Annotated in this window: 27 protein-coding genes; 19 read left to right on the top strand and 8 right to left on the bottom strand. The window is 56.2% G+C overall.

Translation table 11 applies throughout. The features are described from left to right. Window positions 1-203: 203 nt before the first annotated feature. Window positions 204-1,568, top strand: coding sequence for a DEAD/DEAH box helicase (locus M4951_RS20265; RefSeq protein ID WP_262023449.1), 1,365 nt, complete (start codon window positions 204-206; stop codon window positions 1,566-1,568). Between the two features lie 97 nt (window positions 1,569-1,665). Here the strand turns inward: M4951_RS20265 and M4951_RS20260 are convergent, their stop codons facing one another. Continuing rightward, window positions 1,666-2,307 (bottom strand): DUF2239 family protein, encoded by a 642-nt coding sequence (locus tag M4951_RS20260; RefSeq protein WP_262023448.1) that lies wholly within the window; start codon window positions 2,305-2,307, stop codon window positions 1,666-1,668. Between the two features lie 212 nt (window positions 2,308-2,519). Between M4951_RS20260 and M4951_RS20255 the strand changes: the two genes are divergently transcribed. The 3 genes from M4951_RS20255 to M4951_RS20245 all read left to right on the top strand — a co-directional run bounded on the left by M4951_RS20255 (window position 2,520) and on the right by M4951_RS20245 (window position 5,246). Further along, window positions 2,520-3,653: an alpha/beta hydrolase gene (locus tag M4951_RS20255; RefSeq protein WP_262023447.1), complete on the top strand. Its 1,134-nt coding sequence runs from the start codon at window positions 2,520-2,522 to the stop codon at window positions 3,651-3,653. 136 nt (window positions 3,654-3,789) lie between these two features. Further along, the gene (locus M4951_RS20250) at window positions 3,790-4,488 is read left to right on the top strand and encodes a protocatechuate 3,4-dioxygenase (RefSeq protein WP_262023446.1); all 699 of its coding nucleotides are present in this window, start codon (window positions 3,790-3,792) and stop codon (window positions 4,486-4,488) included. A 32-nt stretch (window positions 4,489-4,520) separates the two neighbouring features. Then, window positions 4,521-5,246, top strand: coding sequence for a hypothetical protein (locus tag M4951_RS20245; protein WP_262023445.1), 726 nt, complete (start codon window positions 4,521-4,523; stop codon window positions 5,244-5,246). Window positions 5,247-5,312: 66 nt separating this feature from the next. Here M4951_RS20245 and M4951_RS20240 read toward each other — a convergent pair whose 3' ends face one another. Continuing rightward, window positions 5,313-5,756 (bottom strand): VOC family protein, encoded by a 444-nt coding sequence (locus M4951_RS20240; RefSeq protein WP_262023444.1) that lies wholly within the window; start codon window positions 5,754-5,756, stop codon window positions 5,313-5,315. Window positions 5,757-5,853: 97 nt separating this feature from the next. Here M4951_RS20240 and M4951_RS20235 point away from each other — a divergent pair, with 97 nt between their 5' ends. Next, window positions 5,854-6,354, top strand: coding sequence for an NUDIX hydrolase (locus M4951_RS20235; protein WP_262023443.1), 501 nt, complete (start codon window positions 5,854-5,856; stop codon window positions 6,352-6,354). A gap of 83 nt (window positions 6,355-6,437) precedes the next feature. On the opposite strand, the gene M4951_RS20230 is transcribed toward M4951_RS20235, so the two are convergent. The 3 genes from M4951_RS20230 to M4951_RS20220 form a co-directional block, all read right to left on the bottom strand. Beyond that, window positions 6,438-7,334, bottom strand: coding sequence for a DUF1559 domain-containing protein (locus M4951_RS20230; RefSeq protein ID WP_262023442.1), 897 nt, complete (start codon window positions 7,332-7,334; stop codon window positions 6,438-6,440). A gap of 231 nt (window positions 7,335-7,565) precedes the next feature. Continuing rightward, the gene (locus M4951_RS20225; RefSeq protein ID WP_262023441.1) at window positions 7,566-8,444 is read right to left on the bottom strand and encodes a DUF1559 domain-containing protein; all 879 of its coding nucleotides are present in this window, start codon (window positions 8,442-8,444) and stop codon (window positions 7,566-7,568) included. A 318-nt stretch (window positions 8,445-8,762) separates the two neighbouring features. Then, window positions 8,763-9,740 (bottom strand): DUF1559 domain-containing protein, encoded by a 978-nt coding sequence (locus M4951_RS20220; RefSeq protein WP_262023440.1) that lies wholly within the window; start codon window positions 9,738-9,740, stop codon window positions 8,763-8,765. A 262-nt stretch (window positions 9,741-10,002) separates the two neighbouring features. Here M4951_RS20220 and M4951_RS20215 point away from each other — a divergent pair, with 262 nt between their 5' ends. Then, the gene (locus M4951_RS20215) at window positions 10,003-10,398 is read left to right on the top strand and encodes a hypothetical protein (RefSeq protein ID WP_262023439.1); all 396 of its coding nucleotides are present in this window, start codon (window positions 10,003-10,005) and stop codon (window positions 10,396-10,398) included. 84 nt (window positions 10,399-10,482) lie between these two features. On the opposite strand, the gene M4951_RS20210 is transcribed toward M4951_RS20215, so the two are convergent. Next, window positions 10,483-11,550, bottom strand: coding sequence for a DUF1207 domain-containing protein (locus M4951_RS20210; protein WP_262023438.1), 1,068 nt, complete (start codon window positions 11,548-11,550; stop codon window positions 10,483-10,485). A gap of 190 nt (window positions 11,551-11,740) precedes the next feature. On the opposite strand from M4951_RS20210, the gene M4951_RS20205 reads away from it, so the two are divergent. Both M4951_RS20205 and lhgO read left to right on the top strand, forming a co-directional pair. After that, complete coding sequence (locus tag M4951_RS20205; protein WP_262023437.1) at window positions 11,741-12,079, top strand: MTH1187 family thiamine-binding protein; 339 nt, start codon at window positions 11,741-11,743, stop codon at window positions 12,077-12,079. Beyond that, window positions 12,079-13,260: an L-2-hydroxyglutarate oxidase gene (lhgO, locus tag M4951_RS20200; protein WP_262023436.1), complete on the top strand. Its 1,182-nt coding sequence runs from the start codon at window positions 12,079-12,081 to the stop codon at window positions 13,258-13,260. Before M4951_RS20205 ends, lhgO begins: the two co-directional genes overlap by 1 nt. Here the strand turns inward: lhgO and M4951_RS20195 are convergent. Together M4951_RS20195 and M4951_RS20190 are read right to left on the bottom strand one after the other, a co-directional pair. After that, window positions 13,257-14,816, bottom strand: coding sequence for a carbon-nitrogen hydrolase family protein (locus M4951_RS20195; protein WP_262023435.1), 1,560 nt, complete (start codon window positions 14,814-14,816; stop codon window positions 13,257-13,259). The two genes, lhgO and M4951_RS20195, sit on opposite strands and share 4 nt — an antisense overlap. An 88-nt stretch (window positions 14,817-14,904) precedes the next feature. Beyond that, window positions 14,905-15,585 (bottom strand): CPBP family intramembrane glutamic endopeptidase, encoded by a 681-nt coding sequence (locus tag M4951_RS20190; protein WP_262023434.1) that lies wholly within the window; start codon window positions 15,583-15,585, stop codon window positions 14,905-14,907. Window positions 15,586-15,606: 21 nt separating this feature from the next. Between M4951_RS20190 and M4951_RS20185 the strand changes: the two genes are divergently transcribed. The 11 genes from M4951_RS20185 to lptE all read left to right on the top strand — a co-directional run bounded on the left by M4951_RS20185 (window position 15,607) and on the right by lptE (window position 26,848). Then, complete coding sequence (locus M4951_RS20185; RefSeq protein WP_262023433.1) at window positions 15,607-15,771, top strand: hypothetical protein; 165 nt, start codon at window positions 15,607-15,609, stop codon at window positions 15,769-15,771. A gap of 54 nt (window positions 15,772-15,825) precedes the next feature. Then, complete coding sequence (locus M4951_RS20180; RefSeq protein ID WP_262023432.1) at window positions 15,826-17,142, top strand: adenylosuccinate synthase; 1,317 nt, start codon at window positions 15,826-15,828, stop codon at window positions 17,140-17,142. 124 nt (window positions 17,143-17,266) lie between these two features. Continuing rightward, a complete protein-coding gene (locus tag M4951_RS20175; protein WP_262023431.1) occupies window positions 17,267-18,046 on the top strand; it encodes an isoprenyl transferase in 780 nt (259 codons plus the stop codon). 3 nt (window positions 18,047-18,049) lie between these two features. Beyond that, on the top strand, window positions 18,050-18,961 hold the full coding sequence (locus M4951_RS20170; protein ID WP_262023430.1) for a phosphatidate cytidylyltransferase: 912 nt from the start codon (window positions 18,050-18,052) through the stop codon (window positions 18,959-18,961). Between the two features lie 170 nt (window positions 18,962-19,131). Further along, entirely contained in the window at window positions 19,132-20,076 is a 945-nt protein-coding gene (locus tag M4951_RS20165; protein ID WP_262023429.1) for a PhoH family protein, read from the top strand. An 82-nt stretch (window positions 20,077-20,158) separates the two neighbouring features. Further along, window positions 20,159-22,378, top strand: a complete 2,220-nt coding sequence (locus M4951_RS20160) for an HD family phosphohydrolase (RefSeq protein ID WP_262023428.1) — start codon at window positions 20,159-20,161, stop codon at window positions 22,376-22,378. Window positions 22,379-22,386: 8 nt separating this feature from the next. Further along, the gene (gene ybeY, locus M4951_RS20155; protein WP_262023427.1) at window positions 22,387-22,884 is read left to right on the top strand and encodes an rRNA maturation RNase YbeY; all 498 of its coding nucleotides are present in this window, start codon (window positions 22,387-22,389) and stop codon (window positions 22,882-22,884) included. Continuing rightward, entirely contained in the window at window positions 22,881-24,173 is a 1,293-nt protein-coding gene (locus M4951_RS20150; RefSeq protein WP_262023426.1) for a hemolysin family protein, read from the top strand. The genes ybeY and M4951_RS20150 overlap by 4 nt, the downstream gene beginning before the upstream one ends. An 82-nt stretch (window positions 24,174-24,255) precedes the next feature. Further along, window positions 24,256-25,008, top strand: coding sequence for a DNA repair protein RecO (gene recO / locus M4951_RS20145; RefSeq protein ID WP_262023425.1), 753 nt, complete (start codon window positions 24,256-24,258; stop codon window positions 25,006-25,008). Continuing rightward, window positions 25,005-26,318 (top strand): tetratricopeptide repeat protein, encoded by a 1,314-nt coding sequence (locus tag M4951_RS20140; RefSeq protein WP_262023424.1) that lies wholly within the window; start codon window positions 25,005-25,007, stop codon window positions 26,316-26,318. The genes recO and M4951_RS20140 overlap by 4 nt, the downstream gene beginning before the upstream one ends. Continuing rightward, the gene (gene lptE / locus M4951_RS20135; protein ID WP_262023423.1) at window positions 26,315-26,848 is read left to right on the top strand and encodes an LPS assembly lipoprotein LptE; all 534 of its coding nucleotides are present in this window, start codon (window positions 26,315-26,317) and stop codon (window positions 26,846-26,848) included. The genes M4951_RS20140 and lptE overlap by 4 nt, the downstream gene beginning before the upstream one ends. Window positions 26,849-26,874: the final 26 nt, after the last annotated feature.

The raw sequence follows: 26,874 nt of genomic DNA, 5'->3' as shown, positions 1-26,874 counted from the left end.
ACGCGACTGGCTCGCGGCCGATCTGCAGGTAGCGGATCTTTGCGTCTCTCGACATGAGCGTCTTGTCGCGCGAATTGGTCATTGCACCAATTTGTATGGTCATTGACGCCGCCAGTACCCGCCGGAGCATACACCTATATCCTCGAGCGCTCGAGGACTGCGCCCGTTGCGGTCGCATTGCACTTAACTACGTTAGGAATGATTTGAGTATCACTAGTTTCCGCGAATTGCAGCTTAGCGAAGCGATCCAAGAAGCCTTGGCCACCGAGAATTATCACACGCCGACCCCGATTCAAGGCCAAGCGATTCCGCATTTGCTGGAAGGGAGCGACTTGATCGGTTGCGCCCAGACCGGAACCGGCAAAACCGCCGCGTTCGCATTGCCGATTTTGAATCAATTGGATTTAGGCCGCACTCGCGCCGATTCGTGTGCTCCGCAGGTGTTGGTTTTGTCGCCGACCCGCGAGTTGGCGACTCAAATCGCCCAAAGCTTCAACGTCTACGGTCGAAACGTCAAGTTTCGCTTGACCACCATCTTTGGCGGCGTTGGCCAAAATCCGCAGGTTCGTGCTTTGAAACGCGGCGTACATGTCGCGATTGCAACGCCGGGTCGTTTGCTCGACCTGATGGATCAGGGCTATGTCGATCTAAGCCAAGCGAAAACGTTTGTCCTGGATGAGGCGGACCGCATGCTCGATATGGGCTTCATGCCGGCGCTCAAGACGATCGTCTCGAAGTTGCCGAAGCAGCGTCAAACTATTTTCTTCACGGCGACGATGCCGCCGAAGGTGGCGCAGTTGGCTTCCGGTTTGCTGAACAACCCGGTGCGGATCGAAGTCGCGCCCGAATCGACCACGGCCGAACGGGTCGAACAGCGCCTGCTGTATGTCAACCAAGGGGACAAGCGAGCGTTGCTCGAACACTCGCTGCAGGCCGACGGAGTTGGTCGCACGCTCGTCTTCACGAAGACCAAACATGGCGCCGATCGTTTGGCCAAAGAACTGAACGCATCGGGGATTCGCACCGATGCGATTCATGGCAACAAGACGCAGAACAAACGCAATCGCGCCTTGGAAAGCTTTCGTAGCGGTCGCTTGCAAGTGTTGGTCGCTACCGATGTCGCCGCTCGCGGTATCGATGTCGATGGCGTGACGCATGTCGTCAACTTCGATTTGCCGATCGATCCAGAAAGCTACGTCCATCGCATTGGTCGTACCGGGCGCGCTGGCAAAGAAGGGATCGCTCTCTCGTTCTGCGATTTCAGCGAGCATGGCACGTTGCGTGCGATTGAGCGTTTGATTCGCACGACAATTACGGTCGACGCCGATCACCCGTTCCATGTCGAACCTCGTTCGCGCGGTTCGCGCTCAGGCGGCGGTCCTCGTCGTAGCTACGGCAAGTCGTCGGGACGTCCCGGCGGCCACGGTGGTGGTCGTAGCGGCGGATATTCGCAAGGGGGCGGCGATTCAAGCGAACGCCCGAAATCGTACGGTGCAGGTCGCAGCGGCGGAGCCAAACGGACCGGCGGCAAGCGCCCGTTCGGCGCCAAGTCGAAGCGCCCCGAGTAATCGCAATTTGTAAACGAAAGCCGAAGACTGGGTGACTTGTCTTCGGCTTTTTTTATTTCTTGAGATTGTCTGACTAGGGACGGACATGCACGATCCGCTAAGTGTTGGGCGCAAGATCCGAGCCAAACGCCGCTTCGGCCAGGCGTTTGGCGTAGTTGCGAACATCCGCCGGCCAAGCCGCTGACATCTCGTCAAATCGCGTTTCTTCCGCCGCGAATAACGCACGCGACGCTTCTTCAAATCCCTCCATATCGCCAGCCATCATCGACATAAAGCGATAGGCGACCTCTTGGGAGCGGCGAATTCGATCGGCGGGGCCGCTGATCCGCTTCGCTTCTTCGACCAGCCGACGCAAAGATGCTGACGCGCCGCCGGGTTGGGTATCGAGCCAGTCCCAATGTCGCGGCAACAGCGTCACTTCGCGAGCGACCACTCCCAGCTTGGGGCGACCACGACCGCGCGGCGGCGAAACGGACGCATTCTCGTTGGTGGGCGCAGGCGGCGCATCTTCGATCGCCCATTGAGCCGCCGTTTCCAGTCGATCCAACACGTCGGCCAGGTCTCCCCGAAAGTCAACTTCCACCTGATGCGCCGATGCGTCGTCGAAAATCTGAATCGGCGCATGATCCGCCTTTTGAAGCGCCCGATAGATCGCCGGTGAGATGGCGGCCAACTCACCCGAACCGATCAGCCGGAAGCCCTCAAATGCGGTGCACGCAGTTCTTGCCGTCGCTTGCATGTTTCTCTCCTGTGCCATTTTTTTGATGCTTTATTTTTACCCGGGTAAAAATAATCGGCAAGCGGGACGGGAGAAAATGAGGGAAATCGAGAGGCAATTTGCAACCGTTATATTCCAGTACTTGCAGCAAGTCGCGAAACTTCTCCATCTCCCACGCGTTCGGTAGATAACGGTAAAACCGGTTTCATAACAAATCTGGGGAGGTATTTACCATGCTGACCAACGTGATGAGCGCAGCATCGCTGATTTTGGCGACAATCGTATCAACAGCGGCGCTCGGACAGTCGCCCCGGCAGCTTCCTTCAGGAGTCAGCATGCAAAAGGATTTGACCTACGCCAAGATCGGGGATCGCGAACTGAAGCTCGATCTCTATTTGCCCAAGGAAGCGCAGGAGCCGTTGCCGTTGGTCATCTGGGTTCACGGCGGTGGGTGGATGGGGGGAAGCAAAAATGGTTGTCCTGCGCGGTGGCTGGTATCCGATGGCTATGCCGTCGCGAGCGTCGAATATCGTCTGAGCGGCGAAGCGATTTTTCCGGCTCAGATCGAAGACTGCAAAGCGGCCGTTCGCTGGTTACGAGCCAACGCTGGTAAGTACGGCATCAACCCCGATCAGTTTGGCGTTTGGGGAAGTTCAGCCGGTGGGCATCTGGTGTCTTTGTTGGGGACGACCAGTGATAGCGGGGAGTTTAATAAGGGAGAGCATCTCGACGTTTCGAGCCGAGTCCAGGCCGTTTGCGACTACTATGGCCCGACCGACCTGCTGCAGATGGACGTGAACGCGATTCCTGGAGCGCGTTTGAAGCATCTCGATCCGAACTCGCCTGAGTCGAAGTTGATTGGCGGACCGATTCTCGAAAACAAAGCGAAAGCGGCGAAGGCGAACCCCATCGAGTACATCAGCGAAATGACTCCCCCATTTTTGATCGTGCACGGAGACGCCGATCCGACTGTCGCCCACTATCAGAGTGAGTTGCTCTTTGAGGCGCTGAAGAAAGCGGAGCTGCCGGTTCATTTCCATACCATCGAAGGAGGCGGACATGGAAAAGGATTTGGCGGCGCCGAAGTATCGGATATGGTCAATCAGTTTTTTGACCGTACGCTGAAGAGCGACCAGGCGGTGAAGCACGAGGCCGTTATGTCCCACAGCAAAGCAAGCGAGTCGCGTTCGTCGCGAAGCTCGCCGATGGGGCGTGAACGTCGGCTCACTTACGAGCAAGTGATGGCTCGCGCCGATCGCAATAAAGATGGCCAGGTGACTAAAGAGGAGTTCGACGGACCTCCCCGCCTGTTTCCGGTTTTGGACCGCAATCAGGATGGTCTATTGGACCGAGAGGATTTCAAATAATTCGCATTTTGTCGAGATTATCGACATTTTCCACCACCGGCGAAACATTCTACTGTTTAATCGGTTGTATCAGATGTCGCCGGGCGACGCCGAACGCCCGATCCGCATCGCTTTGTTCCAAGGAATTATGACTGTAATGAATCATTCGACTTCATTTTCTCGCCGCCGCTGGATGGCGGGCGCATTCGGCATCGCTTGTTTTTCGACCCGCGGGTTGTTCGCCGAATATCTGATGCCTTCTCCCTCGTTGACTGAAGGGCCGTTCTATCCCGATAAGATGCCGCTTGACCAAGATAACGACCTGATTTTGATCAAAGACAGTCTTACGCCGGCGGTAGGCGAGATCACGCATTTGACCGGGCGCGTGTTGTCGAGCAGCGGAGAACCAATTCGCAATGCAACCGTCGAGATCTGGCAGTGCGATGCAAACGCCGTCTATTTACATACCGCCGATAGTGGTCGCAAGCAGAGCCAACAAGACAAGCACTTTCAGGGCTTCGGCCGATTTGAAACCGCTTCGACCGGTGAATATCGCTTTCGCACAATCAAGCCGGTCCCCTATCCAGGGCGTCCTGCCGGGCACATTCACGCAAAGGTGAAAGTGGGGGGGCGTGAAGTGCTGACGACTCAGATCTTTGTGGCCGGAGCGGCAGGAAATGCTCGCGATGGCGTCTACCATAGTGCTGGTGATCTGATCGATCGCGAATTGGTGACGACCGAATTTACGCCGCTCCCCGAATCAAAAATCGGCGAACTGGCGGCTACTTTTGATTTCGTCATCGGGCGTACTCCGGATGATCGAGATTTCCCCTCAAATCGCCGCGGCTCGCGCTAACGCGATCTTTCTTTTCTTCAGGAGTTTGGAACATGAGATGGCAAAACGTAGCGTCGCTAGCGCTGACTGTGTCACTGGGATTGGCGACGACCTCGCTTTGGGCGCAAGGCCCCGGTGGTCCGGGCGGACCCGGTGGACCTGGAGGTCAACGCGGCGGCAATCAACAGCGGGGGGGCGGCGGTCCCGACGAGATGTTGGCCCGACTGATGAAGCTGGACGCCAATCAAGATGGTCAGCTTGCCAAGGACGAAGTGAACGATCGTCGCTTACTGCGTTTGTTTACGGCGGCGGACGCCAACAAAGACGACGTAGTGACTTCCGATGAACTGAAAGCCCATTTCGCCAGCCAGACGAACAACACGCGCGGCCAGCAAGGTGCCCCCGGCATGGGACCTGGTGGTCCCGGAATGGGGCCAGGCGGCATGATGGGACCTCCGCGCATCGGCGAAGTGATGCCTGGCTTCCTGCAGCAGATGTTGAAGCTGACTCCGCAGCAGCAAGCCCAAATGGCGGCGCTGCAACAGAAGGTGAACGCCGAATTGGCGAACATCTTGACTGAGGAACAAAAAGAGCAATGCGCCCAAATGATGCAGGGCGGTCCTGGAGGTCAGCGCGGCGGACAAAGCCAAGATGGTCAACAAGGGGGCCCGCCGCGTGGCGAACGTGGTCCACGCGGTCAGGAAGGCGGTCAAGGCGGACCTCGTGGTCAAGGAGGTCAACGCGGCGGTCAAGGAGGCCAGGGCGGCGGCGGTCGCTAGTTCAGAATCATGTCAGAAGGGGACGAGCCGAAACGCTCGTCCCTTTTTTTTGACCCTGCGGCGATGCTAGGACTTGGGAGGTTGCCAAGGATTGTAAGTGCCGATCGTCCAGATACGATGTTCCGGGTCACGGCAAGTGAAACCGCGACCGCCGTAATCTTCGTCTCGGATATCAATCACGATTTCGGCGCCGGCCGCTTTTGCTTTGGCGTAAATCACGTCAGCGTCGGGCGTGATCAAGTAGACGCTCTGCGTTTCGCAGCCGTTGATTTCGTCGGGCTGTTTCACCAACTTGCCCCACTCGGATTGATTTTCGACAGATCCCAGCATGATCATTCCACCCCCGGGAAATGTGAGTTGAGCATGGGCGATCCTTTCTCCTTCGCCGGGATAAACCGCGTGTCGTTCAAAACCAAGCACGTCGCAGAGCCAATCGATAGCCGCTGCTGCGTTGCGATATCGCAGACACGAAACGACCATCGCTCCCTGGTTAACGGTGGTGGATGACATTGGTATGCTCCCGTTGTTGTGCGAAAACTCTTTGATCCTTTTGTCAATGTACCGGCCGTCATTCGCAGGTCCAGCAGTTTTTAATAAAGGGAAACGGATGGTCGATCGTCGCTATGAGGGAGTTCGTTTCGCGGTGGATCGGGTCGTGCATGATGGGCGACAGCGCGATATCGTTCGTCATCCCGGCGCCGCGGTGATAGTGCCGATTGTTGGCGTCGATCAGATTTGTTTGATTCGCAACTATCGGGTTTCGGTCGAAGAAACGCTGATCGAACTTCCGGCCGGTACGCTTGAACCGCAGGAGCCTCCTGAGGTGACCGCTGCCCGCGAATTGACCGAAGAGACCGGCTATTCGGCCGAATCGGTCGAACTGCTGGTCCAGTTCTATCCATCGCCGGGGATCATGGATGAGCGGATGTTTGTCTATGTCGCCAGCGGACTCAAGGAGGGAACTCCCGCGCGTGAAGCAGGGGAAGAGATCGAAAACCTGGTCGTACCGATTTCCGAAGCGATCGCGATGATCGGCGATGGCCGCATCAAGGACGGCAAGACCATCGCAGGCTTGTTGTACTACGAGCGTTTTGGCCGCGGATCCTAACCGCTGGTCCGCGCACAAAAAAGCTCTGCGAACCGGAGATCGCAGAGCTTTTTGACGACAGATGGGGTGTTGCCGTGGGGCGATTAATCGAATGTGATGACCTTGCCATCATTACGCGCGGCCATGTTGCCAAGCGTGGTCGTGTTAATGGTGACGTTGACGTTACGCACGCTGCCGTCGCCAAAAACAAATTGGCAAATTCCAGGATGGTAACTGCCAAACAGGCCGCCGCTGGTTTCGCGAATCGTACGAGATAGCGAATACCCTGAGCCGGCCTTGCGAACGGAACTGCCGTGGTCGCCGTCATAGGCGCCGCTGTCACCGTATCCCTTTTCTCCGAAGTGATCGATGTGAACATGCTTCTCGCCGACCAAGATCGTGTTGCTGAGGCCATCGGTGATGTCGCGGAATGCGAGACCTTCTTGACTGCCGGAACTCGACGGGTCTCCTTGCAGGCGATAAAACACGCCGTCGAATGAACTTGAGGTCCAGTAGTCCGAGCCGGTGGTTCCAGCATTCGCGGCGTAGTCCGCCAGCGCACCATTGACAATGACTTGGGGCGATGAGTTGTCACGCACGTCGCCGTCGCTCAATTCTTCGGGAGAACGGCGCGAAGGGCAGAAGTAGGCGGAAAAGGGGGTTTCGCGAGCCAGTTGATTCGCGGAATCATAGTACTGTTTCGTCAGGTCCCACTTATCGAACAAAACTTGCTGCTCCGCAAACGGCAAGATATCGACCAGCCAAGTTTGACGAAGGTCGACGCGGCCATTCGGCAGATGTCCGAAAGTGTCGTGGTGATTGTGCATCGCCAGGCCGATCTGCTTCAGATTATTGGAGCAGCTCATGCGCCGCGCCGCTTCTCGCGCTTGTTGTACGGCGGGAAGCAACAATGCAATCAAGACGCCGATAATCGCAATGACTACCAGCAACTCAACCAAGGTGAAACCGGTTCGAGATCGGTTGTGATGGAGTGCGATCATAGATAAGTGACCCCAAGGAATTCGATAAAAAGATAAAATTATCGCTAAACAGCGATTTTACTGCAAAATGGCAGGGAAATGGAAATGTCTAAATCTCCAGGCTCTGGTTTTTGCGGGAATCCCCGCTGTTGGAGGCTCCTAAGGGATGTTTCAGGCTAGTGGCTCGATATAGCCCTTTGCGTTCCAGTAATCGTTTGCTAGAGCATTGGAACGCGAAAGGCAGCGAATCGACTAGTTGAGGTCAATCACTTTGCCGTCATTGCGGGCCGCCAGATAACCGAGCGTTGTCGTGTCGATGGTCACTTCGACGTTGCGGACGCTGCCGTCAGCAAAGACGAATTGGCAAATACCAGGATGATAGCTGCCGAAGATGCTGCCGCCGGTATCGCGTTTGGTGCGAGCCAGCGAATGGCCCGAGCCTGCGTAGCGATTAGATTGACCATGATCCCCGTTGTAGGCGCCGCTATCACCGGCGCCTTTTTCTCCGAAGCGATCTTGGTTCACATGTTTTTCACCGACCATCAGCGTGTTGCTTGTACCGTCAATGATGTCACGAAGTCCAAGAGCTTTGTCCGCACCGTTGCCGTTGACCCAGAAGAGGCCGTCAAAGGAGGTGCTGCTGGCGTAATCGGGACTGTTCGTTCCGGCATTGCACGCGTAGTCCGCTAGTGCGCCTTTGACCGTGTAATTTCCATCGTCACTCACATCATCTTGGCTGATTTCCTTACCATCGCGTCGTGAAGGGCAAAAGTACTCCGCGACCGAAGTTTCTCGCGCCGCTTGATTGTCGGGGTCGTAGTACAGCTTCGTCAGGTCCCACTGATCGTACAGATTGCTCTGTTCGACAAACGGCATGATGTCGACCAGCCAGGTTTGGCGGACGTCGCGACGGCTGAAGGGAAGCGCGCCGTAGGTGTCGTGATGGTTGTGCATCGCCAGACCAATCTGCTTCAGATTGTTCGAGCAACTCATGCGTCGAGCCGCCTCGCGCGCCTGTTGCACCGCTGGCAGCAGCAGGGCGATCAAAACACCGATGATCGCGATCACGACTAACAACTCGACCAGGGTAAAGCCGGGCCGGAAACGAGATCGCTGGGAGGAGATATGCATAGCGATGCCGCCTTTGCTAAGAAGAGAGGTTGATAAGAGATTTAACTAAATATCGGAATACAGATGTAAAATAACAACTTTAAAACTTACTTCAAAGCCATTGTGATCCATTGTAGCGGATTTTTCGGCGTTGCAAGTCGTTTATGGCTGCAACATTTCCGAACGAGAGGTCACCGCTCGAATATGGACGGCATTGCTAGCCAAGAAGGAACTAGCGGAAGGCGGAAGAGACCGCCCAAAACAAGCTGAAAGTATTAGATACCGGCAAGCTGGGCCGCACTGAGGTGCGACCGGCTTGCCGTGCAAACGCCGACTTGACTACCAATTGGTGTTGATGACTTCGCCGTCGTTACGTGCCGCCAGATAGCCCAGAGTTGTGGAGTCGATCGTCACTGGGATCGACTGAACGCTGCCGTCCACGAATACGAACTGGCAAATGCCGGGATGGTAGCTCCCGAAAATGTTCGAAGCCGTCTCGGTGGGAGAACGGGCCAACGTTTTGCTGGGGCCAGCGAAACGCATCGAGTTGAAGCCGTCACCGTTGTAAGCTCCACCGTCGGTAAATTCGAGTCCTCCGACTCCAAACTGTTTGATGTCGACATGTTTTTCGCCGACGAGAAACGTGTTGCTCGTGCCGTCGGTGACGTCTCGGAACGCCAGACCTTGCGGTTCTCCTTTGCCGCCGCTGGCCCCGAAGAGTTGGAACAAGCCCGTGAAGTTTACGTCATTCGCATAGTCATTCGTGCCGGTGCCAACGTTGGCGGCATAATCGCCGACCATGCCAACCGCGTAGGTTACCTCGGCGTTTTGCAACGACTCTGGCTCGCTCAACATGGGCCCGCGACGTGACGGGCAATATAACTGTTCGACCGAAGTTTCTCGGGCAGTTTTGTTATCAGCGTGGTAGTAGTTTTTGGTGCGGTCCCATTGATCCGACAAATTGTTCTGTTCGAGGAATTTCAGCGTGTCGACGATCCAGTTGGGGTAGGCGTCGCGTCGACTATTGGGCAAGTGCCCGTAGGTATCGTGGTGATTGTGCAGCGCCAGCCCCATCTGTTTTAGATTGTTGCTGCAACTCATCCGACGCGCGGCTTCACGCGCCTGCTGAACCGCCGGTAACAACAAAGCGATCAGCACGCCGATGATCGCGATCACCACCAGAAGCTCCACCAAGGTGAAAGCAGTTCGCCCTGTGCGGCGAGAAGTAAATTGGTACGTCAAGAGTTCGCCCTTCGTAAATTCAAACCAAGAAATGGACAATCCGGTCGCATGCATGGGGAAGCGGATTGCACGCATCAGGGCCGATTCGGGGGAACTCTCAACGGCGAGATGCGGCCAGTTAATCGGCAGTGGATGGCATGAAGGGAAAACAGATTCAAAAGTCAATAAGCTCTACGGCCATTCCCGGTGGGGCAGGGAAGGAAGTGAGGAAGTGTTGTGTAACAAATAACCGCAATAAATCTCAATGTGTTTCCGATTCCTAATAAATTTACTAAACTACAGGGAGATTGAAAGCACTTTTTGCATAATCACAGGTAACTTTATGGAATATCGGCAAGTGTTATTGGCAGTCGGATGTATCGCGATTCTCAGCATTTCCGTCGGGTGCGGTAACGGGACCTATCCCGTGCATGGATCGATCGTCTACCCAGACGGCACTCCGGCTAAGGAACTCAGTGGCGGCGCTGTCGAACTGGATTCATTGGAACAGGATGTCAGCGCACGCGGTTCGATCGACGATCAGGGGAAGTTCGTGATCTCGACCTTCGAGGCCGAAGATGGCGCATTGCCTGGAAAGCATCGTGTGCTAATTGTCCCGCGACAAGCAACAGGCGATGAACGCGTTAGTAAAGTGATCGAATCGAAGTTCCAGCGCTACGAAACTTCAGGCCTGGAACTGGAAGTGACCGCCGGCACGAATACGCCGACTTTCACCGTCGAACGGGCCAAGTAGGGCGAATAAGAATCACGGCGCAGCGACAAGTTGGAATTGCAGAGAAGCGGATTTATCCGCTTCTCTGGCCAGCGCCCTTGGCGACTAGTAATCGTACCAGATGCCGAAGCCGATTTGCTGTTCCCACTGCTGGTAGAACGAATATTGGCTACTCGCGCCGTTGAGATATTGCAGACCGATCCGAAGGAGATGGCCCGAGTCATCCCCGACCCACGCCCAGCCGGTTTGCAGGGTGAAGCTGCCGCCCCAATCGACCTCTTCACGCAGTTCTCCATTGACCGCGAAAAAGGGTTCGCCCCACGGTCCGGTTGCATGCGTCGGCGCTCGTTCAAAGCCGAAGCTCAGCTCCCACGGCTTCGATACAGTCGTGTAGAACGCCCAGCCGATTTGGCCGTAGATTCGGGTCTTCTCGTTCAAGTAGACTGAATGTCCCAGGATGAGTACGTCCCGTGAGTAGTTCAGCCGGTTGTAGCCTGGGTTTTTGATCAGGAATTCGTCGCCTAAGTGCGAGCTGAGATGGTAATAGCCAAATCGCGTGCGATGGTTGGGGGCTCGGTCATAGCTCCAGGTCAGTTGATTTCCGGCGCGAAAGTCGGCGCTGCGAACGTCCACTTCTTCCGGAATATCAAGTCGCACATGCGCAGATCCTTCGACGTCCCACTGAACGCCTTGCGGGAGGTAAGGATCATGGTTGCCATAACGAAAGACGCCAAAGCGACCGCCGAGATTGCCATCCAGAATGGTCGTGTCGCCGGTTAGGTCAACGATTTTCACCGCTAAGCGAGATTCTTTGACATCCGCCAGATGCGCTTTGTAGATGTGACCTGTCGGCAGTACTTGCCAGTCGTCGTAGTCGCCTGAAGCGTCGTACCAAGGTTGGTTGTAATCTTCGAGTTCGTATTCCGAAACTTCGATCGGCCGATCCGGGAACGGCAACGCTGCTTGGTGACTCGTTTCGAGATGCGAAATAGCAAAGGTTGGACGCGGTCCAGTATATTCGTCGCCGGGGATTAAGGTATTGAGGTCGCGCTGGTAGGCTTCAGGGTACTGAGCCAGCGCAGAGCCGGCGTCCAAGAACAACCAGACAATCATCCCTGCAGCGATGTAAACCGCGCAACGAAGAGTCGTTCTTTCGCCTATTTCGGATTTCATGTCCTACTTCCGCTCTTGCCGTTTAAACTTCAACGCGAGCAGGGAGTTCATCCCTAGACTTTCGCGGTGAAACTTGAGGGGGCGTAGTTTAGTGATTGGGGTTGGCCGGCTCTAGACCACTTTTCGTCTCAAAGGTGAACCGGTTCACGAATTTCAAAAATATTTCCGCTAGCGAAACATTGATTAAGCCATGGTCTTGTTGGAATTCAGTATGTCTCCCCTTAATCAGGGGGATAGCGTCAGCCAATATGTCGCCCGCAGTCTCGATATTATCGACAAAAGTGGACTCGAATATCGACTTCATGCCATGGGAACGATCATTGAAGGCGAGATTGATGAAGTGCTAGCGGTCCTCAAAGCCTGTTTAGAGGCAATGGCCGCCGATTGCGACCGAGTTACGTGCACGGCAAAACTTGACTATCGAGCTGGCTATTCAGGACGCTTGCAAACAAAAGTCGATGCGGTCGAACAAAAGCTTGGACGCAAACTGAAGACGTTGGATACAGCTAGCGGCGAGAAAGATTCGTAATGCGCTACGATGCTATCGTCTTGGGGGGAGGAATTGTCGGGCTAGCAACCGCCTACGAAATGCTGCTACGTGATCCCCGCCGTCACGTCATCGTCTGTGAGAAAGAGGCCGCATTGGCGACGCATCAAACAGGTCGCAATTCAGGTGTGCTCCACTCGGGCATTTACTACAAGCCTGGTTCGCTGAAGGCGACCAACTGCCGCGCCGGCAAAGCATTGATGGAGCAGTTTTGTCGCGAGCAGTCGATCCCATATGACATTTGCGGGAAAGTCATTGTCGCGGTCGAGCCTGCCGAGTTGCCGCAATTGGAGAAGATCTATCAGCGGGGGCAAGCCAACGGCGTCCGCTGCGAGCGTATTGGCCGCGAACGTCTGCTTGAGTTAGAGCCGTACTGCGCCGGTATCGAAGCGATTCATGTGCCGGAGGCCGGCATCGTCGACTATCGCCAGGTCAGTGAAAAGCTGGCGGATTCGATTCGCCAGCGGGGCGGCGAAATTTGGCTAAATGCAAAAGTTCTTTCGATCACCGAACTCGAAAGTGAAACCGCTGTCGAAACGACCGCTGGGGCGCTTGTCGGCGAGATCGCAATCAACTGCTGCGGGCTCTATAGCGATCGAGTTGCGCGACTTTCCGGCGCTAACCCTGAGGCCAAGATTGTGCCGTTTCGGGGCGAATACTTCGAGTTGCGTCCCGAAGCGGAGCGCCTTTGCCGCAACCTGATTTACCCCGTTCCCGATCTTAGCTTTCCGTTTTTGGGCGTTCATTTTACGCGGATGATCCACGGCGGCGTCGAGTGCGGCCCCAACGCCGTGATGGCGCTGGCTCGTGAAGGATACGGCAAATTGGATGTCAATTTGCGTGATTTGTGGGAGTCGATTTCGTACGGCGGTTTTCGGAAACTGGCCTGGCGTCACTGGAAAGCAGGCCTGCAAGAGTTCTATCGTTCTTGCTCGCGGACGGCGTTTTTAAGGTCGCTACAGCGTTTGATGCCGGAGATTCAAGCGACCGACATCTCGTCGGCGCCGGCCGGCATTCGCGCGCAAGCGATCGCTCCAAGCGGCGATCTGGTCGACGATTTTTTGATTCAGCGGGCAGGGCGCATGGTGAACGTGCTCAATGCGCCGAGTCCCGCGGCGACATCTTCGCTGCAAATTGCGAAAACGATCGTCGATACGCTTTAAATCTCTCGCTCGGCGCCATCTTCCATGTAGACGACTTTGTAGAGATCGCGGCGGCGATCATTCCAGTTTTGCACGTTGCCGCTTTCTCGGTGCCGGCGTAATTGCTCGACGTCGACGTCATGGATAATCATCGTCTCGATGTTCGGATTGCACTCGGCCGCGATCGCATCGCGGGCGAACTCGGCGTCTGCCGGCGTAAAAATTGCCGATTGAGCGTAGTGCAGATCCGAGTTTTCGACGAAAGGCAAGTTGCCGGTGCAGCCAGACACGGCGACATAAACGTGATTTTCGACGCAACGAGCCAACGCGCAGTGACGAATCCGCAGGTAGCCTTGTCGCGTGTCAGTATTGAAGGGGACAAAGACGATGCCGGCGTCCTTTTGAGCCGCAATGCGGACAAGCTCGGGAAATTCGATGTCGTAACAGACCAGGATTGAGATTTTGCCGCAGTCGGTGTCAAACACTTCGACTTTGTCGCCGGGCGAAACGCCCCACCATTTGCGTTCGCTGGGGGTGATGTGAATTTTGTATTGCTTGCCGAGCGTCCCATCGCGGCGGAACAGATAAGAGACGTTGTAAAGGGTCTCATCTTCGATCACAAACTGCGAACCGCCGATGATGTTAACGTTGTGTTTGACCGCCATCTCGGTGAACAGGTCGAGATATTGCGGCGTGAACTCGGCCAGACGGCGAGCCGCCTGACCGGGACGCGAGCCTGCGACGCACGAGAGCAACTGGGTGGTGAAGAGTTCTGGAAAGACCACAAAGTCGCTTTTGTAATCGGAGGCGACGTCAATGAAGAACTCGCACTGCGTCGCGAACTCGCTGAAGTCTTTCACGGGGCGCATTTCGTATTGCACCACCGCCAGGCGAATCGGTTCGACCACATGGTGATAGCGACGCTTGGCGCCCCGTTGATAGTCGAGGTTGAGCCACTCGAGAAACGTCGCGTAGCCGCGTGACGCTTCGTCGCCAGGAAAATAATTGGGAATCAAACCTTGCAGGGCGAATCCGTTGGCCAGTTGGGCGGTTAGCACCGGGTCAAACAGGGCCCGCTCGATCACTTTTTCGATGTATTCTCGGGCCGAAAGCGAATCGGCGTGATTGTGGTAGCCGGGGATGCGACCGCCGATGATGATTCGCGAGAGATTGTAATGCCGGCAAACTTCTTTGCGAGCGTCATAGAGACGCCGCGAGAGTCGCATGCCGCGGAACTCGGGGTCGACCATGATTTCGATCCCGTAGAGCGTGTCTCCCTTGGGATTATGATTCCGAATGTAACCGTTGTCGGCGACGGCGGACCAGTTGTGCCAGGCCATGTTCGGGTTGTAGTCGACGATCAAGCTGCTGCTGGAAGCGGCCAGTTTGCCGTCGATTTCGATGCAGATCTGTCCGTCGGGGAAGGTTTTGATCTGACTCTCGATATGTTCGCGGCTCCAGGGATTCATCCCCGGAAAGCAACGACTTTGCATTTCGACCAACTGGTCAAAGTCATCGATCGTCAGATTACGGATGACAGTTTTCCACTCAAAATCCTTCAGATCCAGCGTTTCCATCGGGCGTCTTTCGGCTTGCGGTCGGACATGCGTCTGCGTTCTCTATTATTAGAGAAACGGTGGAGATTCTACAATCGCCGTCGTGCGACTAGTCGTCGACAGAATCGGCGGATGTTGCGCCGCGGCTGCGCATGTAAACCAGCGCGAACCAATCATACAGAAAGTGCGTGGTGATCGGCGCGATTAGGTCGTCTGTCCAATAGAACAGCAGCCCAAAATAGCAGCCCATGGTGGTCGCGGCGGCGGCGTACTCAGGCGAAAGATAGTGGGCCAGTCCAAATAAGGCGCTGGCGACAAGGATCGCCGTCGCAGCGCCCCCAAACGAATCGGACAGGATCGACGTTAAACCAGATTGCAGAAAACCGCGGAAGAGCGCCTCTTCGCAGAGTCCCGCGGCAAACGCAACAATTCCCAGTTCGAGCATGGTGGCCGAGGAAAATTGAGGGACAACTTGCGTTTCCATCACACGCCGCAAATCCAGCGACGCGGCGCTTTTGTTAAAGCGGAGAAAGAAGAAAAAGGCGATCAGCGGCAAGGTCGCGACGACGCCGATTCCAAATGCCCAAGCGGCGGCCAACGGCTGTTCCGATGTCCAACTGGCGCTTTGCCAGGGGGAAACGCCAAATATCCAGCCCAATAAAATGGCGACGCCCAGCAGCGCCGCTTCGAGCAAAACGACCGAACGAACAAAGTATTCCGCATGCTCGCGAGGACTAAGCGGCGGCGCTTCGTCGATTTCCGGCTCGTTTTGGGGGTCATCTTCAGGCAAAGAATTCTCGGCGGCTGGCGAATGGGCGACTTGCCTGCAGCGGCATTTCCCGCCGCTTATCGTACCGCAGTTGCCGTGCGAAGTCATTCCGCCGCCGATTGGTCTGGCGGAAAAGGGATCACGGAGATCCCCCTCGCCAGCGGTTTACCCTCTTACTGGTTGACCGAGCGGATCCAGCCGCCGTAACATGGGAAGTTTGTGTGTTAGTTCTTAGACTTGATATATAGCGGAGCGAATCCGGTGCCTGGAACGTGCGTCATCGGCTTGCAGTGGGGGGACGAGGCCAAAGGCAAGCTCGTCGATTTGTTGACGAAGCGCCACGATGTGGTCGCTCGGTTTTTGGGAGGCGCAAACGCCGGCCATACCGTCGTCGACGGAGAAAACACCTATAAGCTGCACCATATTCCGAGCGGGATTCTCAGCCTCGACGTCGCCAACGTCGTCACGGCGGGCGTCGTTATTAATCCGCCGATTTTGTTGCAAGAGATTGATGGGCTGAAAGCTCGTGGAGTGCCGGTGAAGAACCTGCAACTCAGCGATCGCGCCCATATCATCTTCCCATGGCACATGGCCGAAGATCGGGCCATGAATCAATCGACCGCCGATGGCGAGAATATCGGCACCACGATGCGCGGTATCGGACCTTGCTATCGTGATAAAGTCGGCCGCGCCCATGCGATTCGACTTGGCGATCTGGTTCGTCCCGGTCTGAAAGAAAAGATTGCGCTGATTACGGCCGCCAAAAACAAGACGATCGCCAGCATGTATGACAGCGGAGCTTTTACGCCGCTCGACGCTGATGCGATCTATACCGAATACGCCGCGTATGCCGATCAGATGCGCGAATATGTGACCGACTCAACCGCCTATCTGCTCGATGCGGCCGATGAGGACAAACGCATTTTGTTTGAAGGCGCCCAAGGGGCGCTGTTGGACGTTGATCACGGGACCTACCCGTTTGTGACCAGCAGCAATAGTTCTGGCGTCGGCGCTTCGGCCGGATCAGGCGTTCCCGCCAAGTTCATCACCCAGGTGATCGGCGTCATCAAAGCGTACAGCACTCGTGTTGGCGGCGGACCTTTTCCGACCGAGCAGGAAAATGAGCTGGGCGAAAAGATCCGTGTTCGCGGCAACGAATTTGGCACAACTACCGGTCGCCCACGACGTTGCGGCTGGTTTGACGCGGTCGCCGTTCGCTACACCGCGCGGATTAGCGGCGTCGATACGCTGGCGCTGATGATGTTGGACGTGTTGTCGACGTTGGACGAAATCAAGATCTGCGTCGCGTATGACCTGAACGGAGAGCGTTTGACCCACTTCCCCAGTCATGTCGATGACATTCGCCAGGTGAAGCCGATTTACGAAACGCTCCCCGGTTGGGCGGAAGAAATCACCGGCGCTCGTAGCCTGGAGGATTTGCCAGCCAACGCACTCGCCTATATCGAGCGGATTTCGGAACTGGTAGGGTGCGAAGTAGGGGTCGTTTCAGTCGGTCCAGACCGCAAGCAAACGATTTTTACCGAGCCGATGGCCATGTTGGCGGGCGCCGCGTCGTAATTCACCGCTCGCATGGCGAGGGGACGAGTCGTTACAATGACGCAACACGAAGCGAAAGCCTGGTCTGGTTTTCGTGGTTGTATTTGTTCGACCGGTATCGCATTGATCGCTCCCGCTGTTCGCCATGACTTCTGAATCGTCCAGTCAATCTGTGCAATCTGACCTCGGCGTCGCGGCCGAACGTCTGCCGCGTCACATTGCCGTGATCATGGATGGCAACGGTCGCTGGGCGCAGCGGCAAGGCTTGCCGCGTGTAGAAGGGCACCGTCGCGGAGTTACGTCGGTTCGCCGCACCACGGAAGAGTGCGCCCGGTTGGGGATCGAACAGCTGACGCTCTACTGTCTTTCGAGTGAGAACTGGAAAAGGCCGCAATACGAGCTCGACTTTCTCATGCATCTGCTCGAGCAGTACATGATCGAAGAACGGAGCACGATCATGGCCAACAATATCCAAGTCCGCATCATCGGCCGCCGCGACGGCATTCCCGAGCAGGTGCAGCACGAAATGGATCGCACGATCGAGCTGAGCGCCGCCAATACCGGTACGACCCTTTGTCTGGCGATCAACTATGGCGGTCGCGGCGAAATGGTCGATGCAGTCCGGAAGATGGCCAGCGCAGCGGTCGCCGGAACGCTGGAGCCGGCGAAGATCACCGAAGACGACATCGCCGCCCATTTGTACACCGCCGGGATGCCGGATCCCGACCTGTTGATTCGCACTGCCGGCGAAATGCGGATCAGCAACTTTTTGCTTTGGCAGATCAGTTACGCCGAGCTTTGGGTCACGCAGCAATGTTGGCCTGAATTTTGTGAAGAAACTTTGCACCAGGCGATACGCGACTTTGCCGGACGAGACCGGCGATTTGGCGGATTAAAGGTCGATTCTGCGGAAGGAGCGACTTAGCCCGTGCTGAGATGGCGATTGATCGGCGCTGTGGCGATCATCGTTCCGGTAGTCCTGCTTTGCTGGCTGGACTACAGCTGGAACTTTGACCGCCCTGGAATTTGGCTCCTGCCGTTGGCGATTCTGATTGCAATCGCCGCTTCGGAAGAAGTGCTTGGGCTGCTGCGCGCGAAAAAGTTGCGTCCCGCCGGATGGGCTTGTCACGTCGGCGCTTTGCTGGTGATGGGAAGCGCCGGGCTGTCGATCTTGTGGCCGTTTGCACCAGAGACGCTTCCCCCAGATCCGTCCAAGTGGATCTTGTTCGCACTTGCCGCAGGCATGGTCTTGTCGATGATTAGCGAAATGCGCCGGTACGAAAAGCCAGGCTGGGCGATCGTGCATGTCGGTTTGACGATCTTTACGATCGCCTATGTCGGCGGCTTGATGAGCTTTCTTTTACGGCTGCGCCTGATGCATAGCGACTTGCCCGACGGCAATGCGTGGGGAATGATTGCCCTGCTCTCAATGATTGTTGCGACCAAAACGTCGGACGCCGGCGCTTATTTCACCGGGCGATTTTTGGGTCGCACGAAATTAGCGCCCAATCTGAGTCCCGGCAAAACGGTCGAAGGGGCGATCGGCGGATTGGTCGCGGCCGTGTTTGGCGCCTGGATCGTATTCGCCGTGGTGGCGCCGCAACTGACAACGAGCGAACCCCCTGCGTTCTGGCGACTCTGTCTCTATGCGGTCTGTGTGGCGATCGCCGGCATGATCGGCGATTTGGCCGAGTCGCTATTTAAGCGGGACATGGAAAGCAAGGACTCCAGCACTTGGCTCATCGGCCTGGGGGGGGTGCTCGACGTGATGGATTCGATATTGGTCGCCGCACCGATGGCGCTATTTTTCTGGGAAATCGGGCTGATCGGGCCACGGTAACCAGATTTCAACCCGATTAAGACGGTCTAAAGGAATGTAAAGTGCTATCATGAAATAAGTTAGCGCATCGGCGGCGGAATTTCGATTTCGTCCGACGAAAGATTGTCTATATTTTTAGTGGTGTTGAAATCATTCTTCCTGCGAGGGCCTTTGCGGTCAGCGCTTTCTGCATGTACGAAGCGACTATCCGATTTCTCGACAACTCGTCCGTTCTCCAGCTATTTGGCGCACGCGATCAACATGTTCGCCGTATCCGCGAATCACTGGGCGTGACGATTACGCATCGCGATGGACAGGTGCGCATTTCCGGCCGCGAAGTCGCCGTCGCCCAGGCGACCAAAGTCATTGAGGCGCTGCGAAAAAAAGTGGAACGCCAAGGACTGATCACGCTGGACGAAGTAGAAGATTCGCTGGCCGACGTGACCGGCGAAACGATCAAGCCGAAGACGCTGCCGATCGCCGTTTTCAAGAAGACGCAGCGGGTCTCGCCGATGACCCCTGGTCAGGCCGTCTATGTCGAGACGATGCGCGAGCATGAAATGGTGTTTGCGTTGGGACCAGCTGGTACCGGGAAGACCTTTCTAGCGGTCGCATTGGCGGTTGAATCTCTGTTGGAGCAACGCATCCGCAAGATCGTCCTGGTTCGTCCAGCGGTCGAAGCGGGAGAGCAACTTGGGTTTCTCCCTGGTACGCTACACGAGAAGATCAATCCTTATTTGCAGCCGATGCTCGATTCGCTAGGCGAAATGATCGATCGCGACCAGGTCGCGCGGTACATGGAGCAGAACGTGATCGAAGTAATTCCGCTAGCGTTCATGCGGGGACGGACCCTGAACGATGCGTTCATTATTTTAGACGAAGCGCAAAACACGACGATCTCACAAATGAAGATGTTCTTGACCCGCATGGGAAAGAACTCACGGATGGTGATCTCTGGCGACGCGACGCAAAATGACTTGCCGCATAACGTAAGCAGCGGCTTGAGCGACGCGATCCTGCGACTGAAGGATATCCAGGGAATTGGCCAGGTGCAGCTGACGCAAGCCGACATCGTGCGGCACGCGCTGGTGCAAGAAATTGTGAACGCTTACGAACGGGGACCGAACACGACCTAGTCCAACGCAAATTATGCCTCCCCATATCAAATCAAAAACTCGCTCGGATCACGTTAGCAGCATCGTCCTGAAACCAGGCGCGATGCGTCGCTGGATCGCGCAACTTCAGCGTCCTGAGAATGCGGCGATGGTGGCGCTGACCGCGATGTCGGCGCTGATCTTGTGGGCGGTGACGATCTCTTGGATGCCGCCGTTCTCGTTTCGCGAGGATTTTGTTCCTCCGCGTGACGTCGTTTCCCGCATTGATTTCGCCGTGCCTGACCCGGCGGGAGACCAGCGTGCTCGCGATGCGGCCGCCGCTAATGCGCTGACTGTCTATGAAAATGATCCTGCGCCGCTCGAGCAAATGCGCGGAAAGTTGCAGTCGGCCCTAGCGAGGATTGTTTCGGCCAATGAATTCACTCCTGAGATCGCCGCCGCTTGGGATGAGTTTCTGAAAACGCCGGCCGCCCCGGATCAGGCGATTCCGGAAACCGAAAAACGCCGCCACTTTGACAAGTTTCACGCGTTCTACGCCAAAGAAGGAAAGCTGACGGCGCTGGAGCAGGGAGTCGCCGCCGCGCTGACGAACTTCACCAAAAACGGCCTGATGGACAACAACGACCAGGCCGAGAACAAAGGAAACAAAGCCGAAGTCATCGTCTATCGCAAGGGGGAACCCGATGCGCGGCGGACCGTTTCGATCTCCGACTTGTTGATCGCGCAGGCACGCAACAATCTGAAAAAGAATCTCGAAATCGAGCTAAGCCAGCTGCAAGAAGAAGAGTCGAACGCCGAGGTGATCGACCCGATCTACTACTGGATGAGCGCCAACTTGCCCAGCACGTTGACGAAAAACGAAATTGCCACGAACACCCAACGACAAGCGACGATCGACAAAGTTGAGCCGGTCATGCGGCATATTCCCTTGGGCGAAGCTCTCGCCAAGGGAGGAGTGCCGCTCGAAGGGGAATCGCTGAAGCTGCTTCGCAGCGAGCACGTCGCCTTTTGCGATAGTCTGCCGCTGACCAAGCAACTATGGCGATCGCTTTCGATCTTCGGCATGTTTATCGCCTTGGCGACTTTGTCCGGCGTCTATCTGGCGTTCAAGTCTCCCCAGGTGCTGCATTCGGTCCATGACTTCTTGATGTTTTTGACTCCGGTCGCCGGCGCGGTGGTGTTGTCGTACTGGATCGACGACGCTTGGCGCGCCGAACTGGTGCCGCTGATGGCGCTCGGCATGTTGTTGGCGATCGTCTATCGCCAAGAGTTGGCGCTGTTGGTTTCGGCCTGCGCCATGCTGGCGGTCGTCTTTTTGGTCGGTGAAGGTTTAGCGACCTTCGTAACGATCGCGGCGGCGACAGCGACGGCGATCTTAATGACCGTTCGCATCCGCAGTCGCACCAAGCTGATTTTTGTCGGCGTTTGGGCTGGTATCGCTGCTTTCGCAACGCAATTAGGCGTGGGAGTCGTGGTTGGTCAACCGCTGGGACTGCGCCTGTTAGAAATCGCCGCCTGGCAAGCTGGATGGGCGATTGTGACCGGCTTCTTAATGACCGGCCTGTTGCCGTTTATCGAAAAAAGCTACGGCGTATTGACCGATATCAGTTTGCTCGAACTGGGGGACGCCGCTCACCCGCTGCTGCAAGAGTTGGTCCGCCGCGCTCCCGGCACCTATAACCACTCGATCAACGTCGCGTCGATCGCCGAAGCGGCCTCTGATGCGATTGGAGCCAATGGGCTATTGGCCCGCGTCGGCGCTTACTTCCACGACATCGGCAAGATGATGAAGCCGGAGTACTTCATCGAAAATCAGTCAGGCGAAGGAAACCGTCACGCCACTTTGCTGCCGGCGATGAGCACATTGATTATTATCGCTCACGTGAAAGATGGCGCCGACCTTGCGCGCAAGCACAAGTTGCCCCGCGCGATTATCGACTTTATCGAACAACACCACGGTACGACGCTGGTCGAGTATTTTTATCGCGAAGCGAGCCGTCGCAATGAAAGCGATCCTTCCAGTTCGGAAGAAGTCGACGAAAGCAGCTATCGATATCCCGGTCCCAAACCGCAATCGAAAGAGGCCGGGGTGATGATGATCGCCGACATGATCGAGAGCGCCAGTCGCACGCTGGTCGATCCGACTCCGGCACGTATCGAAAACCTGGTCGAAGAACTGACGATGAAGCGTCTGCTGGATGGTCAGTTTGACGAATCAGGTTTGACCCTTTCCGAATTGCGGAAGATTCAAGATAGCGTTACGAAGAGTCTGACGGCCGTTTATCACGGTCGCGTAAAATACCCCAGTCAACAGCGAGCCTAGAACCTCCCATGGATGATGAGCCCGACGAGGCGGTCGAAATCACGCGTCGCACGCAACATGCGGCGCCGACCGACGAAGCGGTTCGCCAAGCGATAGCGGCGGTTTTTGCCGGCGAGTCTATTGAAGCGTACGAAGTCAGCGTCGCGCTAGTCGACGATGCGGAGATTCATGAGGTGAATCGCCGTTTTCTCCAACATGATTACCCCACCGACGTCGTGACGTTCAATCTTTCGTCGGACGATGATCTGCTGGAAGGGGAAATCGTCATTAGCTGCCAATATGCGGCGGCCGAGGCCGAAAAGTACCAGTGGCCAGCTGAGCATGAAACGCTCCTCTACGTCATTCATGGCGCTTTGCACCTGGTCGGATATGACGACCATGAAGACGAAGATCGCTTGACGATGCGGCGGCTCGAACGGGTTTATCTCGAACAAGTCGGATTGGAGCCCCCCGAGTCGCATCGCCATTTAGATGCTCCACAGACCGAACGAGGCGCCGCCCGATGAATGCGTCGCTCTTATTTTGGACCTCGTGTGCTGGCGCCGCATTCATGATTTTGGCGGCGGTTACTGGTCGTGTGCTGCACGACTTGAGTTGGCACGAACTAGAAGAGTTCTGTGATCGTCGCCGACAAATCCGCTGGTTTCGAATCATTCACGAGAATCACGAAGACGCCGGGTTCGCCGCTCAGTGTCTGCAGGTGTTAGGGACGGCATTCTTTCTCGTCGCCGGTCAGGCCTGGTTGCTTGACTTGGGGAAGACCAATTCGCTGACCCCGGCCGGATTTGCGACCGATGTGCTGGCGGTTGCTTTCGTATTGCTCGCGTCAACGGTCTGGCTTCCCTGGGCGGTCGCCGAGCATTTCGCACCGCAGTTCATCTACTACACCTGGCGGTTTTGGGCCGTCGCAAGCATCATCTTTTCGCCGCTCGCTTGGGGCGTTCGCTTTGTCGAAGGATTCCTCCGCCGCTTGGCGAACATTCCGCATGAAGTCGTCGACGAAGAGGAAGAGTTTGAAGACGAGATCCGCACGATCGTGACCGAGGGACTGCGGGAAGGACTGCTCGAAGAAGATGCGCGTGAAATGATCGAAAGCGTGATCGAGCTGGGGGATATCGACGTCGCCGACGTGATGACTTCACGCAGCGAGGTCGACGCGCTGCCGGTCGAAACGTCGTGGGAAGACGCCGTGAAGTTTGTCCATGAGACCGGTCGCACGCGGATTCCGGCTTATCACGAGGGGCTCGATCAGATTGTCGGCGTCCTTTATGTGAAAGATATGCTGTCAGAACTGGTCAAGCCGGCCGCCGACCGCCAGTCGCTGCGTGATTTGGCGCGCAAAGCGGCGATGGTTCCCAAATCGATGCCGATTGACGAATTGCTCAAGCAATTTTTGCGGGAACGAAATCACATGGCGATCGTGATTGACGAATACCACGCCGTCGCCGGGCTGATCACGATTGAGGACATCCTGGAAGAAATCGTCGGCGAGATTGTCGACGAGCACGATCAGGATGAAGAAGAAGAAATTGTCCGCATCAGTCGCGATCAAGCCGAGGTGCAAGGTCGCGCCCACATCGACGATGTGAACGAAGAGTTGGGACTCGACTTGCCGGTCGGCGACGATTATGACACGCTCGCCGGAATGGTGATCAGTCGTTTGCAAAAAATTCCCAAGACCGGCGATCGCATTCGGATCGAGGATGTCGAGATCGTTGTGATAGCAGCCGACCGCCGTCGAATTCAAAAATTGCAACTGACGAAACTCGATCCAGCCGAATCTCCTTCGACGTGATCTCGAGTATCCTGTCTCCTTCTGAACCCTACGGCGTTTGACTAAGAAAAAAATCAACACGCCGCCAGCTAGCACTACTTCTATGTCGAGCGAAAAAACAACCGGGATCGTCATTCGCATTGTCGAATTTAGCGAAAGCAGTTGTATTACAACGCTGTTTACCGAGGATTTCGGCAAAATCTCTGGGATCGCCAAGGGGTGCCGCCGCCCTAAAAGTGCGTTCGAGTCTGCTATTGACCTGTTGTCGCTCTGTCGCATAGTGTTCCTCCACAAAACGAGCGACTCCCTCGACATCCTGACCGAAGCGAAGTTACTGCGTAAGTTTCGCTCGGCTCAGCGTAGTTTGCCTCATTTGTACGCAGGCTACTACATCGCCGAGTTGCTCGGAGAATTTACGCACGAGTCTGATCCGTATGCGGAGTTGTTCCACATCGCGGATCAAACTTTGGCCGAACTGGATAGCGGGGGCAACGTACCGAAGCTAGTGCTTCATTTCGAGCTTTCGCTGTTGAGATTGTTGGGGCAACTGCCGGAATTGTCGTTTTGCGTCGATACCGGGAGACCTGCTCCTAAAACGGGACGCGTGCCGTTGGGGCTGTTGGCGGGAGGCATATTGTCGCCCGAAGCCAGAGCCGGACATCGGCAGGTGATCGATGTCAGTGCAGAAACGTTAGATATCTTCCGTCGGCTTGCCGAACCGGGAGAAAGTTGGCGGCTGGTGGAGATTCCGGCCAGTCGTCGCGGCGAATGCCGCGGCGTAATCAACCGATACATCACGCATCAAGCCGGCCATCGGCTCAAGATGCACGACAAGCTGGGAATGCTGAGCGAATGACACGAATGCCGGGACATGGATGCCCCTGTCGATCGCCACAGGCAGGACGCTTTGCGGTTCTTGCCTGCATGGCGGCGGTGTTGGGCTGCGCTTCATGGCGACCAGGCGGCGCCGAGACGGTCGCCCAAACCCCTGTCATGTCGCCAGGCGTTCGCCAGGTCGCCTTTGAAGAAAACCAACCGCCCGGCGCCGATGTCGAGCCGGTTGAGGTTGAGAAAAAATCGTGGTGGCGATCGTTGGGCGGAAGCTCGGTCGAACGATCGATCCGCGAAACGACCGGCAAGGTTGTGCAAGACAAAGCGCGGGCGAAGCGACTCTACGCTGAAGCCGAAGCAGCGTACGAACAAGGGCTCAAGGCGCCGGTCGGCCAGCGTGACGACGCGCTGCACTCAGCGGCCGACAACTTCATCACGGCGGGTAAGTACTACCCCGAATCGGACCTCGAAGAAAACTCGCTGATGTATGCAGCTGAGTGCTATTACTTTTTGGATGAGTATCCCGACGCTGTTGAGATGTATGGAAAGCTGGTCAAAAAGTACCCGAACACCAAATATCTGGATCAGGTCGGCAATCGCAGGTTCAAACTGGCCCGCTATTGGGTCGATCGATATTCGGAGAATCCAGATTGGACGTTGGCGCCCAACTTTACCGACGAAGAGCGACCGCTGTTTGACCGATTTGGCAACGCGATCAAGTTGTACGACATGATCCGGCTGGACGATCCGACCGGCAAATTGGCGGATGACGCGACTTTGGCGGCGGCCAACGCCAACTTCAAGCGGGGTAAGTACGAAGCGGCGGACCGGTTCTATACCGACTTGCGACAGAACTTCCCGTCCAGCGAACATCAATTCATCGGGCACTATCTCGGCATGTTCTGCAAGCTGAAGATGTACCAGGGCCCCTCCTATGACGGACAGTCGCTCGAAGAAGCCGGCAAGTTGGCCGAGCGAATGGAGCGGCAATTCCCCGATCGGGTGATCGAACATCGTGAAGCGATCGACGCCGCAAAGAAAGAAGTTCGCGCCAAACAAGCCGAGCGCTTGTGGCACTTGGCGACCTTCTTTGAAGGACGGCAGCAATACGGTGGAGCTCGCTTCTACTACGATCAGGTCATTCAAGAATTTCCGAACTCGAACATGGCCGACGCCGCTCGCCAGCGGATGGTTGAAATCGCCGATCGTCCCGACCACGCGCCGCAAAAGGCGAAATGGTTGGTCGATCTGATCGACTACGACGAGGACAAGGACATGCCGAAGATCGCTCCGGAAGATTCGACCCCGCGCACCGCAAACGTTCAGGCCCCATGATCGATCGTCGCTGGATATGGATGCCGCTATTGGTCACGCTTTTCAGCGGGGGCTGCGCTTGCTATCAAATTGGGGCGCGCACCCTCTATCGGCCTGACATTCAAACAGTCTACGTGCCGATGTTCGCTTCGGAGTCGTTTCGATTTGGACTGGGAGAACGTCTGACGGAAGCAGTCGTCCGCGAGATCCATGCGACAACGCCCTACAAAGTGGTGTCGAAAGAGATGGCTGACAGCACGCTGAGCGGCGAATTGATCGCCGATCAAAAGTCGGTCATCGCCGGAAACGGCTTGGACGAAGCTCGCATCATTCAAGAAAATCTAACCGTCGTCTATCGCTGGACCGATTCTCGCGGCAACGTGCTGCAGCAGCCGTTGTCACTGACGCTGGCCCCGGCACTTTCGGCCGATTCGCTCAATGTGGCGAGCAAGTATGTTCCCGAAGCGGGGCAAACCATGGCGATCGCCCAGGAAGAAGCGATCCGCGATTTGGCGGTGCAAATCGTCCGAAACATGCAGGCGCCCTGGTGATTTGTACTGCGCCCCCCTGATAAACT

The organism is Blastopirellula sp. J2-11, assembly GCF_024584705.1.
In the GTDB taxonomy this organism is placed as follows: domain Bacteria; phylum Planctomycetota; class Planctomycetia; order Pirellulales; family Pirellulaceae; genus Blastopirellula.
The sequence above is the reverse complement of the archived record's forward strand: the minus strand, read 5'-3'. Positions and strand labels throughout refer to the sequence as shown.

Bases quoted from the DNA above. Each gene is read 5' to 3' on its own strand.
- M4951_RS20260 (WP_262023448.1), bottom strand. From the start codon at position 2,307: ATGCAAGCGACGGCAAGAACTGCGTGCACCGCATTTGAGGGCTTCCGG.
- M4951_RS20255 (WP_262023447.1), top strand. From the start codon at position 2,520: ATGCTGACCAACGTGATGAGCGCAGCATCGCTGATTTTGGCGACAATC.
- M4951_RS20250 (WP_262023446.1), top strand. From the start codon at position 3,790: ATGAATCATTCGACTTCATTTTCTCGCCGCCGCTGGATGGCGGGCGCA.
- M4951_RS20245 (WP_262023445.1), top strand. From the start codon at position 4,521: ATGAGATGGCAAAACGTAGCGTCGCTAGCGCTGACTGTGTCACTGGGA.
- M4951_RS20240 (WP_262023444.1), bottom strand. From the start codon at position 5,756: ATGTCATCCACCACCGTTAACCAGGGAGCGATGGTCGTTTCGTGTCTG.
- M4951_RS20235 (WP_262023443.1), top strand. From the start codon at position 5,854: ATGGTCGATCGTCGCTATGAGGGAGTTCGTTTCGCGGTGGATCGGGTC.
- M4951_RS20230 (WP_262023442.1), bottom strand. From the start codon at position 7,334: ATGATCGCACTCCATCACAACCGATCTCGAACCGGTTTCACCTTGGTT.
- M4951_RS20225 (WP_262023441.1), bottom strand. From the start codon at position 8,444: ATGCATATCTCCTCCCAGCGATCTCGTTTCCGGCCCGGCTTTACCCTG.
- M4951_RS20220 (WP_262023440.1), bottom strand. From the start codon at position 9,740: ATGCGTGCAATCCGCTTCCCCATGCATGCGACCGGATTGTCCATTTCT.
- M4951_RS20210 (WP_262023438.1), bottom strand. From the start codon at position 11,550: ATGAAATCCGAAATAGGCGAAAGAACGACTCTTCGTTGCGCGGTTTAC.
- M4951_RS20205 (WP_262023437.1), top strand. From the start codon at position 11,741: ATGGTCTTGTTGGAATTCAGTATGTCTCCCCTTAATCAGGGGGATAGC.
- lhgO (WP_262023436.1), top strand. From the start codon at position 12,079: ATGCGCTACGATGCTATCGTCTTGGGGGGAGGAATTGTCGGGCTAGCA.
- M4951_RS20195 (WP_262023435.1), bottom strand. From the start codon at position 14,816: ATGGAAACGCTGGATCTGAAGGATTTTGAGTGGAAAACTGTCATCCGT.
- M4951_RS20185 (WP_262023433.1), top strand. From the start codon at position 15,607: ATGGGCGACTTGCCTGCAGCGGCATTTCCCGCCGCTTATCGTACCGCA.
- M4951_RS20175 (WP_262023431.1), top strand. From the start codon at position 17,267: ATGACTTCTGAATCGTCCAGTCAATCTGTGCAATCTGACCTCGGCGTC.
- M4951_RS20165 (WP_262023429.1), top strand. From the start codon at position 19,132: ATGTACGAAGCGACTATCCGATTTCTCGACAACTCGTCCGTTCTCCAG.
- M4951_RS20160 (WP_262023428.1), top strand. From the start codon at position 20,159: ATGCGTCGCTGGATCGCGCAACTTCAGCGTCCTGAGAATGCGGCGATG.
- ybeY (WP_262023427.1), top strand. From the start codon at position 22,387: ATGGATGATGAGCCCGACGAGGCGGTCGAAATCACGCGTCGCACGCAA.
- M4951_RS20150 (WP_262023426.1), top strand. From the start codon at position 22,881: ATGAATGCGTCGCTCTTATTTTGGACCTCGTGTGCTGGCGCCGCATTC.
- recO (WP_262023425.1), top strand. From the start codon at position 24,256: ATGTCGAGCGAAAAAACAACCGGGATCGTCATTCGCATTGTCGAATTT.
- M4951_RS20140 (WP_262023424.1), top strand. From the start codon at position 25,005: ATGACACGAATGCCGGGACATGGATGCCCCTGTCGATCGCCACAGGCA.
- lptE (WP_262023423.1), top strand. From the start codon at position 26,315: ATGATCGATCGTCGCTGGATATGGATGCCGCTATTGGTCACGCTTTTC.